A 13,990-nucleotide genomic window follows, 5' to 3' on the forward strand; every position below is an offset into this window, starting at 1 on the left:
AATTGGCTTCACCCCTTCACACTCCCCAGCAGAAGACCTTGGATGTAGTAACGCTGCAGCGCCAGGAACAATAGCAGCACCGGAATCACCGTCACCACCGCGCCGGCCATCATCAATTCCACGTCCATGATGTGCTCGCGCGACAATGCGGCCAGCGCCACCGGCAAGGTGTATTGCTCCTGGTCGGTCAGCACGATCAGCGGCCACATGAAGTCGTTCCACGAGCCCATGAAGGTGAAGATGGTCAAGGTGACCAGCACCGGCTTGAGCATCGGCAGCACGATCTGGAAGAAGATCCGCATCTCGCTGGCGCCATCGATGCGCGCGGCTTCAATTAGCTCGTCGGGAATGCTGCGCGCGTACTGGCGCACCAGAAAAATACCGAACACGGTGGCCAGTGCCGGCACCACAACCCCGCCGATGTTGTTGACCAGATGCAGCTGCTTCATCAGCAGGAACAGCGGCAGCATCGCCACCTGCGCCGGGATCACCAACGCGGCCATCAGGATCTTGAAGATGCGCTCGCGGCCGACGAACTGCAGCTTGGCAAACGCATAGCCGGCCATGGTGTTGATCAGCAACGAGCCCAGCGTGATCAGGCCAGACACCATCAGGCTGTTGGCGAAGTTGCGCGCCATGCCGGTGCGGGCGAACAGCTCGTGGTAGTTGGCCAGGGTGAACGCCGACGGCAGCATCGGCGGCGGAAACCGGCTGGCCTCGCCGGTGGGCATGAACGACACAGACAGCATCCACAACAGCGGCGCCAGGCTGACCAGCGCCAGCAGCAACAACCCGCCATTGATCAGCAGGCCATTCCAGCGCGATTCGCCGACATCACGACTCATATCAGGTCCTTCTTGCGCCCGAAGCGCAGCATCACGGTGGTCACGGTCAGGATGATCAGGAACAGCAGGAACGCCACCGCCGACGCGCGGCCGAGGTTCCACCACTTGAAGCCTTCCTCGAACATGAAATACAGCACGCTCACGGTGCTTTGCAGTGGGTCGCCGCGGGTCATCACGTAGGGTTCGGCGAACAGCTGGAAATAACCGGAGATGGTGATCACACCGACCACCATCAACACCGGGCCGAGCATCGGCAAGGTGATGTGCAGGAACTGCTTCCAGCGCGAGGCACCGTCGATGCGCGCCGCCTCGTACAGATCTTGCGGGATCGCCTGCAGGCCGGCCAGGAAGATCACCATGTTGTAGCCGAAGTTCTTCCACACCGCGAACAGCATGATGGTCGGCATTGCCCAGCGCGGATCACCCAGCCAGTCGATCGGGGCGATGCCCAGGTGGCTCAGGCCGAAATTCACCAGGCCGTACTTGATGTGGAACAGGTAGCGCCAGATCACCGCCACCGCCACCAGCGTGGTGACCACCGGCGCGAACAACGCGGTGCGGAACAAGGCCTTGAACCGCGAGGCCTTGGCATTGAGCAGCAGCGCCGCGCCCAGCGACACCGCGATGGACATCGGCACGCCCAGCAGTACGAAGTAGGTGGTATTCCACAACGACTTCCAGAACAGCGGCGTCTGCAGCAGCTCGATGTAGTTGCCCAGGCCAACGAAGCGCAGATGGCTGCTGTCGGCCAGTGCGTACAGATCGAAGTCGGTGACGCTGAGCACCAGCGCGGCGAACACCGGCACGCCGAAGAACATGCCCAGCACCAGGATCGACGGCGCGGCGAAGACCCAGCCGGCCACGGAGTTGCGCTTCATCATCGGGCAGCTCCTTCAGCCGCTGCGTTCGCCGGCGCAGGCATCGGCGTGGCCGGTGCGGCCGCCGGGCCGACATGCCCGCCTTCCTGTTCGTAGATCCAGCGGCGCTTGGCCAGAATCTCATCCACGCGTTTGTCCAGTTCCTGCACGGCGTCCTCGTGCGATTGGCCGCCGCGCACCACGCGCTCGGTCACCAGGCGCATCTCCTGCACGATGCGCTCCCACTCCAGCACCTTCGGCGTGGCCTTGACCCGCTCGAGCTGGTCGCCGAAGGCATGCGCCAGCTCGTCATTGGCCAGCGACGGCAACTTCCAGGTGCTGCGGCGCGGCGGCAGGTCGCCGATGATGGCGTGGAAGCGCGCCTGCACGGTCGGCTGGGACAGATATTCGATCAGCTTCCAGGCGGCGTCCTTGTGCTGGGACGACTTGAAGATCACCAGGCTGGAGCCACCCGCAATGCCGGCACCCAGGCCGTTGGGGCCCGGCAACGGCGCGGTGCCCCACTTGCCTTCCATGCCCGGCGGCTGGCGCAGCTTGAACTCGCGCACGTTCCAGGGCCCGGACAGATAGAACGCGTAGTAGCCGTTGAAGAATTCGTACCAGACGTTGGAGACCTGGGTCTCGGAGACCTTGGGTGCCCAGCCCTTCTGGTACATGCTGTCGTAGAAGCCCAGCGCCTTGCGGAAGCCTTCGCCACGGAAGTTGCCGTAGTTATCGTGGTCGCGTAGCAGGCGGTCGTCCTGCTGCAGCGCAAACGACAGCTGCTGCTCGAACTCGTTGAGCGGCATCAGGATGGCGTAGCGGTCCGGGCCGACATGGCGCTTGATCGCCGCCATCACCTGCTCCATCTCCGCCCAGGTCTTGGGCATCTCGGTATAGCCGGCTTCGCGCAGCAAATCCTTGCGATAGAACAACAGGCGCGTGTCCACATACCACGGCACCCCGTACAAGGTGCCGTCGACCAGGTTGGTGTCCCATACGCCGGGGAAGTAGTCCTTGGGATCGACAATGCTCGAGCGCGCCACATACGGCTGCATCGGCTCCAGCGTGTCCAGCAGCGCGAATTCCGGCAACCAGGTGTTGCCGAGCTGGCACACATCCGGCAGCCCATCGGCGGCGAAGGCGGTGAGCAGCTTTTCGTGCGCGGCCGTCATCGGGATGTTCTGCACATCCACCTTGATGCCGGGATTCTGCCGCTCGAACTCATCCACCAGTTCGGCTACCACCTCCGCTTCTTTCCCCATCGCCCAGAAGCGCACGGTGGTCTGGCCCTGCTCGGAACGTTCACATCCCGCCGCACCCAGACACAGTGCGGCGGCCATCATCATCAGTTTCAAAAGGCGCACGGATTACTCGGGTTTGGGGCGTTGCGAGGAGTGTTGCCGCTGCGACGGGTCCTGCTGCGCCTGGGCAGCGGCCGCACGCGATTCGGCCATGCCCAGCGCGCGCGCCGCGGCGGCCTGCTCGTCCTTCTTGGGCAGCGGTTGCGGCTCGCCGTCGGGCGTGAGCCAGCCACCGGTGAAGCCGGCGCGTTCCAGGCCGGTACGGATGTAGGCGTTCTTCTTCATCACGTTCCAGACAAATTCGTTCTGGTAGTTGGCGATCATCGCCAGGATCGGGCCCTGGTCGATGGCGATGTAGTCGCTGGCCACCCAGCCACGGTCCGGCACCATGCGCCCGGTCTTGAGCGGGATGTCGTAGTTGAAGCTGGGGTTGAACGAATCCAGGAACCCATAGCTCGAATACAGGAAGTCGCCATAGCGCTTGTGCATTTCTTCGGTGGCCGGAATCACCACCTCCGGTGCGAACACGATCGAGGAGATCGCCGCGGTCGGCGCGATGGTGCCGTCGTCGAAGTTCTCGCGCAGGCCGGCGCCGCGTGAAGAGTAATGGCGGAACTGGCGCTGCTCGCCGCGGTATTCCTGGCTGGTGTTCTGCGGGCCGTCGCCGGCGGTGAGGCCCCAGACGTTTTCGCCATAGTCCTTCCACTTCATCGGGTTATCGATGGCGTAGTCGCGCTGGGCCAGCGTGGCGCGGCGGCTGTTGAGGAAGTAGTCGATGCCGCGCTCGCGCATGTACTGGTCCTGGATATCGCGGAAGTCGATCCAGACATGGCTGTACTGATGGCCGAACATCGGGCCGAAGGACAGGTATTCCTGGCCCTGGTAGACGCCCCAGTCGTTGTTGTAGGTGCGGGTCCAGACCGTCCACGCATCCGGCTCCACGCCGTGCGTGGGCGAGCCGAGCGCCAGGATGTACAGCATCATGGCTTCGTTGTAGCCCATCCAGTCGTGGTCGATGAAGCCGCTCTCGGGGAACCAGCCCATCGAGATCAGCGGCGCCCGCTGCTGCAGCCAGCGCCAGTCCACACGCTTGTACAGCGTGTCGGCGATCTGGCGGATTTCCTTTTCGCGCGGGTCGTCACCGTCGTAGTACGACTGGGTGAACAGCACGCCCATCATCAGCAGCGCGGTGTCCACGCTCGACAGCTCGACCCAGCTGTCATAGCGGTTGCCCTGCTGCATATCCAGAAAGTGATAGTAAAAGCCCTTGTAGCCGGCCTTACCGGTCCGCTGCGGCCCCATCGGCGCATCGCGGAAGAATTTGAGGGTGGTCAAGGTCCGGTCGATCGCCTGATTGCGGCTGACCCAGCCGTTCTCGATACCGATCGGATACGCGGTGAGCGCAAAGCCCACCGAGGCGATGCTGGCGAACGGACGCGAGGGAAACCGGTCCGGCGACAGCCCATTGAGTTCGTTGGTGGTGTCCCAGAAAAACTGGAAGGTGCGGCGTTCGATATCGGAAAACAGCGGCGGCAGCGGCGGCTTGACCGGCTTGGGCGGAATCTGTGCTTCCACCAGGATCACTTTCACGGGTGCCTTCTTTTCAGCCACCTTGGGCTCCTCGGCCTGTTTGCAGGACGCCAGCAACAGCGCCCCCACCATCAGTGGAACTGCCAGCCAACGCGATGTCTTACCCCTGTTCATCCGCCCCCCACTCGTGTAATCGATTACATCTCGCACGCAAACCTACCCTATCCGGGCGCCGACTTCGACCGTCCTGGCACCTGCCAGGACGGTCGCGTGCTCCTTACCAGTTCAGACCGAAGGCCAGACGGAAGGTGCGCATCGGCGATGCCAGCACGCCGGTTGGCGTGCCGTATGCCGTGTTCAAGTCACCGAGTGTCCCGGTCTCACCGTTAAAGTTGGCGTAGTTCACCCAATTGAACACGTTGAGGATATCCGCACGGACGTTGAATTTGACACCGCCACCGGTATCCCATTCTTTATTGGCCGCAATGCTGAACTCCTTGTAGCCCAGCGTGCCGTCCGGCTTGAACTGCACGATGTAGCACTGGTCGTTGCCGGCCAGACAGTTCTGCCCGTAGCGCGCGGTCTGGCTGGCCAGCGACAACTTGCCGGACAGCTTGATCTCATACGGCAGCTCGTAGATGCCGGTTACGACCAGACGGTTCTTGGCAATACCACCGGCCTCGCGCCAGCCGTAGTCTTCGACGCGCTCGCGGTCCAGTGCGTAATGCTCGCCGAACTGGCGGTTCTCCTTGGCATCGGAGAAGGTGTAGGCCACGGTCAGGCCCCAGCCCGACTCTTCGTCGTAGGGCTTCTCGATCTGCAACGCGAGTTGGTTGTTGCGGGTTTCCACACCATTGGTGCCGAGCACGATCGCGCTATAGCCGTCCGGGCCGTCGTTCGGCGAACCGGAGGTGGTGCCCGGCTGGAAGAACGAGCCGTCGGGCAGCCGGTTGCCGCGCACGAAGGCGAAGCCGTCATGACTTTCGATCCGGCTCAGGGTCACATCGGTGAACCAGTCCTGGCCCCACAGCGGCACCATGTTGCGCATGCCAATGCTGTACTGGTCCGAGTACGGGGTCTTGATGTTGTTGTCGATCAGGTAGACCTCACGACCACCGCCGCCGGCGCTGTTGGCGGTGAGGGTGTTCAGGCCTTCCTGCGTGCTGTAGGCCGGGTTCCATGCTGTACATGGGTCGCCCAGGCAGGCCGGGTTGTTGGCACTGGTGAAGTAGTAGCTATACGAATTGAACGAGTTGTTGAGCTGCTCAAGCGCCAGGTAGTCGAAGATGTTGCGGTCATAGGCACGTCCGGCACCGCCGTAGATCACATGCGCCTGGTCGCCGAACAGGTCGTACGAGGCACCCAGGCGCGGCTGCCAGGCGTTCTTGAACGCCTTGCGGTTGTTGCCGGTGCTGATGAAGTTGTTGATGTTGTAGTTGGCGTTCTGCAGGTTGGGCCAGTTCTGCAGCGCACCGGCCACATCCGACGGGGTCACGAAGTCCAGGAACGCCGGGCTTTCTTCATAGTCGTAGCGCACGCCCAGGTTCAAGGTCCAGTGCTCGTTGACCTCCCAGTCGTCCTGCAGGTAGATGCCGTACTGCTTGTTCTTGGACACCACCGAGCCGCCGCCTTCGGTCAACGGCGCACCGAAGCGCACGCGGTACGGCGTTTCGACATCGGAGAGGATGTTGTAGTAGTACTGCGGGTTGGCCGGGTTGAACTGGGTGGAATCCAGATCGATGCTCTTGAACTTCACGCCCATCTTGACGGTGTGCGCGCCATGCCATTCCAGGCTGTTCAAGGTCAGGTCGTCCTGGAAGGTCCAGCCCTTCTGGCCCTTGCGCTGGAAGCTGCTGCCGGCGCCGGCAGCGAGCACGTCGGTCTCGTTGCCACGGTTGGGCGTGTAGCTGAGCACGTAGCCCGTGCCGTCGTTGAGCGGCGCCTGATTCCAGAACGCGCTCTCGTAGCTGAGGTTGGCTTCGTTGAGGAAGTTGGCACCGCTGTACTGCCAGCGCAGGTTGGCGCGCTTTTCTTCCTGGCCGTTGACGCTACCGTGCTCGAAGGTCGAGGTCTGGCCGACGTCGTTGAGCTCGTCTTCCTTGCGGTACTTGCCGGTCAGCTCGAACAGGTTGTTGTCGCCAATGGTCCAGTCGATCTTGCCGAAGTACAGGTCTTCCTTGAATGGGGTGCTGTAGGTGGCCACCAGCGGCTGCAGCTGCGCCGGCAACTGGTCGATGCGGTCCGAATAGATCGAGCCGGGAATCACCACGTTGGGGGTGGTGTATTCCTTGGCTTCATAGGCAATGAAGAAATGTGCCTTGTCCTTGAGGATCGGGCCGCTGAAGGTCGCACCATACTGGGTTTCCTCGAAGTCGTCGCGCACGCCGGCCTTCTTCTCCAGCGGGCTCTCTTCGCGCCAGCCATCGTTGCTGGTATCCCAGAAGAAGCTGCCGTGGAAATCGTTGGTGCCGGACTTGGACGAGGCCACGATGGCGGCGCCGCTGACCTGGTCGAACTCGGCCTTGTAGTTGGAGGTGATGACCTTGTACTCGCCAATTGCCGACTGCGGGAACGGGTTGCCACGGCTGGAATCCTGGCCGCTGACGCCGCCGGTCAACACGTAGTTCTTCTGGCTGACGCCATCGATGTAGACGTTGGTGCCTTCTGCCGAGGTGGCGCCCGAGCGCACCTTGGTGGTGCCGTTGGCATCACGGGTGAACTGCACGTTCGGCACGGTGTCGGCCAGCTCCAGGAAGTTGCGCGTGGCACGCGGCAGGTTCTGGATCTGCACGTTGGAAATATAGGTGGCGTTCTCGGAGGTGCGCGTCTCCACCAGCACCGGCGGCGCCTTGACCTGCACCGCGTCCAGCGTGGTGGCGTTACCACCTGCGGCCGTGGCCGGCTCGCCGCCGACGCCCAGGTTCAAGGTGGCGGTCTGACCGACCTGCACGGTGACGTTCTGCGAGGTGGTCTGCCCATTGGCGGTGACATCCAGGCGGTACGAACCCGGCGGCAGGCCGCCAACCGAATAGCCGCCATTGGTGACCTGCACGGTGCGGGTCAGGCCGGTGGCCAGATTGGTGGCGGTGACCTGGGCCTGGGCAGCAGGTGCGGAGTCGACCGTGACCTGGCCGCGGATGGTCGCAGCGGTGCTCTGCGCGAACGCGGGCGCGGCGCCCAGCAACAGGCAGCTGGCCAGGGCGCAGCTGAGCAGCTTGCGCGCCGGGCTGGCGGAATGGGGGTGGTAGTGGCTCATTGGTCCCTCCAGGGATCGATATCTTGTTGTTGTGGGCACTAAGGTCTTGCAGGAACAACCGCTGCGGGGGTGGCAGCGGGAGCGGACAGGACGTCCGCGAAAAGGGTCAGGCGCCGGGCTCGCCGGCACCGCAGGACGCACGCACCACCAGCTCCGGGGTGAGCAACTGGCGGATGCCGTCGTCGTGGCCGGGCTGGTCCACCAGCCGCATCAGCCGTGTCATCGCCTGCTCGCCAAGGCGCGCAATGCTGACCCGCATCGTGGTCAGCGCCGGGTGCACGAAGCGCGCCAGCGGGATGTCGTCGAACCCGGCCAGCGCCACGTCGTCGGGCACCGACACATCCGCCTGGGCAAAGGCGTACAGGCAACCGAGCGCGGTCATGTCATTGGCAGCGAAGACCGCATCGGGCAGATCCCCGGCGGCCAGCATGGCAAGGCCGGCACGATGGCCGGAGGCTTCGTCGAAGTCGCCGGCGAATTCGAGCCCCTCCGCTCCGCCCGCGTGGCCGGCGATCGCGTCACGGAAGCCGCGCAAGCGCTCGCGCGCATCGAAGTTCAGCGCCGGCCCGCCGATGAAGGCGATGCGGCGGTGCCCGGCCGCGAGCAGGTGCTCAGTCATCGCCATCGCGCCGGCATGGTCGTCGATGCTCAGCACCGGGTAGTCGGCGCCCGGCAGATGCGCGTTGATCAGGACGGTGGGCAGTGCCTGCGGCAGGTTGTCGGTCAGAAAACCCGGCTGCTCCGCATACGGGGACAACACCAGCAGGCCATCCACGCGGCCGCGCATGGAACGCAGCGCCCTGCCCTGGGCTTCGGGGTCGCCGTGGTAGCTGGAAACTAGCAAATGCTGGCCGGCGGCACGCGCCGCACCGTCGATGCCGCGAATCAGTTCGGAGAAGAACTCGCCGTACAGATCGGGCAGCACCACACCCAGGGTCTGGGTGCGCCGGCTGCTGAGGCTGCGTGCCGCCGCATGCGGGCTGTAACGCAGCCGTTCGGCCACGTCCAGGACCACCTGGCGCACCGGCCCGGCGACGTTGTCATGCCCGTTGAGCGCCCGCGATACCGTGGCAACGGAGACGCGTGCTTCTCGAGCGACATCTTTGATGGTGACCGCACCTTTGGCCATTCGGGTCGCCCTCCGCGACCGACTTCCCAAAATCTGGCGCGGACTGTAAGCGTTTTCATACGGGGGCGTAAACCCCTGTGAATGGGCTTGTGAAAACGCTTACAGATCAAGCATCTAGAAGTGATGGACGCGTGAACAAGTATGCTGCGTCGCAACAACCCCGCAGCGATTGCTCCACAGACGAAGCGCGACGCCGGTCTCGTTGGCGCCACGGGATGACGCCGCGACTGACGCATGGACAGCAGCGGACAGGTCAGTGTTTGCAGGCATCGCGCGGGGCCAGCAGCGCCTTAAGTCGCTTGGGCAAAGCCGCAAGTCGTGCGCGCTTGGCGAGCGTCAGCCTGACCACCCGCTTGGTGATCAGGCAGCTGCAGCCCCGCTCTTGGAGATCACAAGAAAGCTGCAACCAGCATGCTCCTGCACCGCAATCGCTTCCGGCCAACCCGGCAGAACCGGATTGACCGGACGGTCGCCCTACCCGGACTCACCAGGCGCCAGCGCCTCGATCGAGAGTGCATGGATATCGGTCTGCATCATCTCGCCCACCGCGGCGTACACCGCACGGTGCCGCGCCAGTGGCGCCTTGCCGGCAAACACACTGCTGACCACGCGCACATTGAAGTGCCCACGCCCATCTTGCGCGCCGGCATGCCCGGCATGGCGATGACTGTCGTCGACCACCTCCAGTTCGACGGGTGCCAGCGCGGCCTGCAGCGCGGCGCGGATGCGGTCGACCCGGCTCATGGCAGCACCCGCCGGAACGGGCGGACGTCGACCCGCGTATACACCCCGGCCGCCACATACGGGTCGGCATCGGCCCACGCGCGCGCCGCCTCCAGTGAAGCGAACTCGGCAATCACCACGCTGCCGCTGAAGCCGGCCGGGCCCGGGTCCTCGGCGTCGATTGCCGGGCATGGGCCGGCGACCAACAGCCGCCCTTCTGCCGTCAGTGCCTGCAGGCGCTGCAGATGCGCCGGTCGCGCCTGCTGCCGTGCCGCCAGGGCATCGGCCCGGTCATAGCCTTCGATTACGTACCACACACGCCACCTCGCCCACATCGGAAGATCACCCCGCCAATTCTAGCCGCGCCAGCGCTGGACACCGCCCCCACCCACGCATTACCCTTGACACCACTGCACACGCAACCGGACGCAGCGGCCCGTCGGCCCAGGCTCAACGCTTCTCTCGACGGCCGATTCGCTGCCCACCGCCGGCCCGCGTAGACGACCTCCCCGCTGTTCCGTCGCCGCCTGCCACGCGGCGCCTGATTGCATGCGGACCGGCGTATGTGGATTTGTGGGATCGTGCCGAAGCAGGCACGACATTGATCGCAATAACTCAAGGCAAAGCCCTGCAGGCACGGCTCCGTACCGTGGCCGGCGACCGCAAGACCCGATGTCGACCTGATGAATTCCGAACTCGCGCACGACGCGAATCCGCCAGCCACGAGCGCGCCACCGCAGCAGCAGGAAATGCCGCTGGCGGTCGTGCATGGGCAACCGGTGCTGCAGATCCCGCAGGATCTGTATATCCCGCCGGACGCGCTGGAAGTCATCCTGGACGCCTTCGAAGGTCCGCTGGACCTGCTGCTGTACCTGATCCGCCGCCAGAACCTGGACATCCTGGATATTCCCGTCGCCGAGATCACCCGGCAGTACGTGGACTACATCAACGTGATGCAGGAGCTGCGTTTCGAACTGGCGGCCGAATACCTGGTGATGGCCGCGATCCTGGCCGAGATCAAGTCGCGCATGCTGCTGCCGCGCCCGCCCAGCCAGGAAGGCGAAGAAGACGACCCGCGCGCAGAACTGGTGCGCCGGCTGCAGGAATACGAGCGGTTCAAGCAGGCCGCCGAGGATCTGGACACCCTGCCCCGCATGGGCCGCGACTCAGCGCCGGTGCAGGCGCATCTGCCCGAACGTGCCGCGGTCAAGCTGCCGCCGCCGGTGGATCTGAAAGAAATGCTGATGGCGCTGTACGACGTGCTCAAACGCGCCGAGCTGTTTACCGGGCATGCGATCAAGCGCGAGGCGCTGAGCGTGCGCCAGCGCATGGGCGATGTGCTCAGCCGTCTGGACGACGGCAAGTTCTACCGATTCGAATCGCTGTTCACTGCCGAGGAAGGCAAGCTCGGCGTGCTGGTCACCTTTTTGGCGTTGCTGGAATTGGCCAAGGAGCAGTTGCTGGACATCGTGCAGGAAGCGCCGCTGGCGCCGATCTACGTGAAGTCGCTGGCGTTGGGCAATACCAATGCGCCGTTGCAATTCTCCAGCGAATTCGACGACAGCGACGCTGCCAACGAACCCACCTGAAGCCGATCACCGAATGGATCAAGCGCTGATCACCCGCATTATCGAAGCTGCCCTGTTGGCCAGCAGCCAGCCGTTGACGCTGGCGCAGCTGCAAGGGCTGTTTCCCGAGGAAGAGCCGGCACCGCCCGGCAGCGTGGAGCGCGCGCTGGAACTGCTGCGCGAGGGGTGCACCGAGCGCGGTGTGGAACTGGTGGAAGTGGCGTCCGGCTTCCGCTTTCAGGTCAAGGCCGACGTGCACGGCTGGGTGGCGCGGCTGTGGACCGAGCGCCGCACCAAGTACACCCGTGCCACGCTGGAGACCCTGGCGCTGATCGCCTACCGCCAGCCGATCACCCGCGGCGAAATCGAGCAGGTGCGCGGCGTGGCGGTGAGCAGCAACATCATCCAGGCCCTGGAAGAACGCGAGTGGATCCGCGTGGTGGGCCACCGCGACGTGCCCGGCAAGCCCGCCCTGTTCGGCACCACCAAGGGCTTTCTGGACTACTTCGGGCTCAAGCGGCTGGACGAGCTGCCGCCATTGTCAGAGTTGAAGGACATCGCCGAGCTGGAACCGCAGCTGCCGCTGGACCGCGACGGCCAGCTGGACGGCCCGGTGCCCGCCGCGGCCGCGATGGCGCAAGACGAGACCGCGCCGGCTGATACAGAGCAGGCTGATGGCGAACAGAGCGATGACGCCGACGCTAACGCTGATGATGTCGCCGGAGCAGACAACCACGGCGATGCAATGAATGCCGATGTTGATAGCGACGACAACGGCGCAGCAGCACCCACCGATGCAGCGCTAGCTGCAGACGTGGAGCCGCAAGCCGACGGAGATGCCGCCCAGGTCGAAACGACCGGCGCCGGCACCGATGCAGCGCGGAGCCATGGCAGCGACAGCGCAGACAGCGCTGCCGAGGCGCACGACCCGATCGATGCAACACCGCAGCACCCCGCGGCCACCGCGGCGCAGGACCCGAACACGCACCACCCACAGACCGCCCGCGAGGGCGAACCCGACACCGCGCCGGGCACGCGCGCGGATGCAGTGAACGAAGACGAAGACAACGCCGTCGCGACGACGACCGTGGCTGTTGACGAAGCCGATTCCGACCCAGAGGCCGACCCAGAACGCGTCGGCCGGAGCCAGACACATGAGTGACACCCCCCGCAAGCTGTCGTTGAACAAGCTTTCCCTCAAGCGCGACAGCGCGCCCGAAGCGCCGAAGCTGGAAGAGCGCCTGCACAAGGTGCTGGCCCAGGCCGGCCTGGGCTCGCGCCGCGCGCTGGAGCAGCGCATTGCCGATGGCCTGATCAAGGTCAATGGCGCCGTCGCGCAGACCGGCATGTCGGTGCGCAGCGGCGACAAGATCGAACTGGACGGCCGCAGCTTCGTCGCCAGCGCGCTGACCGAATCCTCGCGCGTGCTGGTCTACAACAAGCCCGAAGGCGAAGTGACCACCCGCGAAGATCCCGAAGGCCGCCCGACCGTATTCGAGTCGCTGCCGGCGCTGAAGGGCTCGCGCTGGATCGCCATCGGCCGCCTGGACATCAACACCACCGGCCTGCTGCTGCTCACCACCGATGGCGAGCTGGCCAACGCGATGATGCACCCCTCCTACGAGGTTGAACGCGAGTACGTGGTGCGCGTGCGCGCCCCGGAAGGCGAAGAAAAGGTGCCCGACAGCATGATCGAGCGTCTCTCGCGCGGCGTGTTGCTGGAAGACGGCGGCGCCAAGTTCGACGAGATCGAACGCATCGGCGGCACCGATTCGCACGACTGGTTCCGCGTGGTGGTCAAGGAAGGCCGTAACCGCGAAGTGCGCCGCCTGTGGGAGTCGCAAGGCTGCCAGGTCAGCCGCCTCAAGCGCACCCGCTACGGCAAGGTGTCGCTGCCACGCGAGCTGTTGCGCGGGCAATCGGTGGAACTGGCACAGGAAAAGGTCGACGCCCTGCGCGCCGAACTCAAGCTGGAAGAAGGTGCGCCGTCGGCACTGACGCTGCAGCCGGTGATCGGCCAGCGCCGCGCCGCCAAGTCGACCGTGCACGTGTCGCGCGACGGCCGCAGCAATGCCTACGTCAACGGCCAGACCTCCGGCGCCGATGAAGGCCGTGAGCTGCGCCGCTTCGACAACTTGCGCGAGGATCGCGGCGGCCGTGGTGGCCGCGGCAAGCCCGGTGGTTTCAAGGGCGGCCTGACGGTCAGCGGCGAAGCCGCTGCCAAGCAATCGCAGCAGCGCCCGTTCAAGCAGCGTGGCCCGGCCAAGGGCGACCGCTCGCTGCCGGACGGCAACCCGGCCGCGTTCCGCAGCTGGTATGTGCCCGATGGCGTGAGCACCGGCCCGAGCGGCCACCGCAACGCAGGTCCCGGCGGCGCCGGCACCGGCCAGCCGCGTCCTTACGCCAAGAAGGGTCCGGGCGGCGCACGCCCGGGCGCAGGCGGCCAGGGCCGCGGCGCGGCAGGTGGGCAAGGTCAGTCGCAGGGTCAAAGTCAGGGCCAGCGCAAGCACCCCTACGGCCACCCGGGCAACGCGCCGAGCTTCCCGTCCGATCACGCCAACCCGGGTTTCAGCCCGTATGGTGCCGCACGTCCGGCAGCTGGGCGCCCGACCGGTGCGCGTGCAGGCGGCCCCGGCGGCAACCGTGGACCAGGCGGTAATCGTGGTCCCGGTGGTCCGGGCGGCGCACCGCGTGGCCCAGGTGGTCCGGGTGGTCGTCCCCCGGGTGGCGGCAACCGTCGGCCACCAGGTGGCGGCAATCGCGGTCGCTAAGCTACAA

Annotated in this window: 11 protein-coding genes; 3 read left to right on the forward strand and 8 right to left on the reverse strand. The window is 65.3% G+C overall.

Translation table 11 applies throughout. From position 1 onward, the window contains the following. Positions 1–8: 8 nt before the first annotated feature. From ACD584_RS15115 to ACD584_RS15150, 8 genes are all read right to left on the reverse strand, one after another. A complete protein-coding gene (locus ACD584_RS15115) occupies positions 9–845 on the reverse strand; it encodes a carbohydrate ABC transporter permease (protein WP_012438197.1) in 837 nt (278 codons plus the stop codon). Next, complete coding sequence (locus tag ACD584_RS15120; RefSeq protein ID WP_011037350.1) at positions 842–1,726, reverse strand: carbohydrate ABC transporter permease; 885 nt, start codon at positions 1,724–1,726, stop codon at positions 842–844. Before ACD584_RS15120 ends, ACD584_RS15115 begins: the two co-directional genes overlap by 4 nt. After that, positions 1,723–3,069 (reverse strand): sugar ABC transporter substrate-binding protein, encoded by a 1,347-nt coding sequence (locus ACD584_RS15125; protein WP_070691342.1) that lies wholly within the window; start codon positions 3,067–3,069, stop codon positions 1,723–1,725. The genes ACD584_RS15120 and ACD584_RS15125 overlap by 4 nt, the downstream gene beginning before the upstream one ends. A gap of 3 nt (positions 3,070–3,072) precedes the next feature. After that, positions 3,073–4,710, reverse strand: a complete 1,638-nt coding sequence (locus tag ACD584_RS15130; protein ID WP_011037352.1) for a glucoamylase family protein — start codon at positions 4,708–4,710, stop codon at positions 3,073–3,075. Positions 4,711–4,813: 103 nt separating this feature from the next. Next, on the reverse strand, positions 4,814–7,792 hold the full coding sequence (locus tag ACD584_RS15135; protein ID WP_070691339.1) for a TonB-dependent receptor: 2,979 nt from the start codon (positions 7,790–7,792) through the stop codon (positions 4,814–4,816). 106 nt (positions 7,793–7,898) lie between these two features. Next, the gene (locus tag ACD584_RS15140; RefSeq protein WP_050911454.1) at positions 7,899–8,921 is read right to left on the reverse strand and encodes a LacI family DNA-binding transcriptional regulator; all 1,023 of its coding nucleotides are present in this window, start codon (positions 8,919–8,921) and stop codon (positions 7,899–7,901) included. Positions 8,922–9,395: 474 nt separating this feature from the next. Continuing rightward, the gene (locus tag ACD584_RS15145) at positions 9,396–9,665 is read right to left on the reverse strand and encodes a BolA family transcriptional regulator (protein WP_070691336.1); all 270 of its coding nucleotides are present in this window, start codon (positions 9,663–9,665) and stop codon (positions 9,396–9,398) included. After that, positions 9,662–9,961: a YciI family protein gene (locus ACD584_RS15150; RefSeq protein WP_042599254.1), complete on the reverse strand. Its 300-nt coding sequence runs from the start codon at positions 9,959–9,961 to the stop codon at positions 9,662–9,664. The genes ACD584_RS15145 and ACD584_RS15150 overlap by 4 nt, the downstream gene beginning before the upstream one ends. A 366-nt stretch (positions 9,962–10,327) precedes the next feature. On the opposite strand from ACD584_RS15150, the gene ACD584_RS15155 reads away from it, so the two are divergent. Genes ACD584_RS15155 through ACD584_RS15165 form a run of 3 tightly spaced genes read left to right on the forward strand, consistent with a single transcriptional unit; the run spans position 10,328 to position 13,983 of the window. Further along, positions 10,328–11,233, forward strand: coding sequence for a ScpA family protein (locus ACD584_RS15155; RefSeq protein ID WP_011037357.1), 906 nt, complete (start codon positions 10,328–10,330; stop codon positions 11,231–11,233). Positions 11,234–11,246: 13 nt separating this feature from the next. Further along, positions 11,247–12,374 (forward strand): SMC-Scp complex subunit ScpB, encoded by a 1,128-nt coding sequence (gene scpB / locus ACD584_RS15160; RefSeq protein WP_175611448.1) that lies wholly within the window; start codon positions 11,247–11,249, stop codon positions 12,372–12,374. After that, entirely contained in the window at positions 12,367–13,983 is a 1,617-nt protein-coding gene (locus ACD584_RS15165; protein WP_076035673.1) for a pseudouridine synthase, read from the forward strand. The genes scpB and ACD584_RS15165 overlap by 8 nt, the downstream gene beginning before the upstream one ends. The last annotated feature ends 7 nt before the right edge of the window (positions 13,984–13,990 follow it).

Source organism: Xanthomonas sp. NCPPB 2922, from assembly GCF_041520885.1.
Lineage (GTDB): Bacteria > Pseudomonadota > Gammaproteobacteria > Xanthomonadales > Xanthomonadaceae > Xanthomonas > Xanthomonas campestris.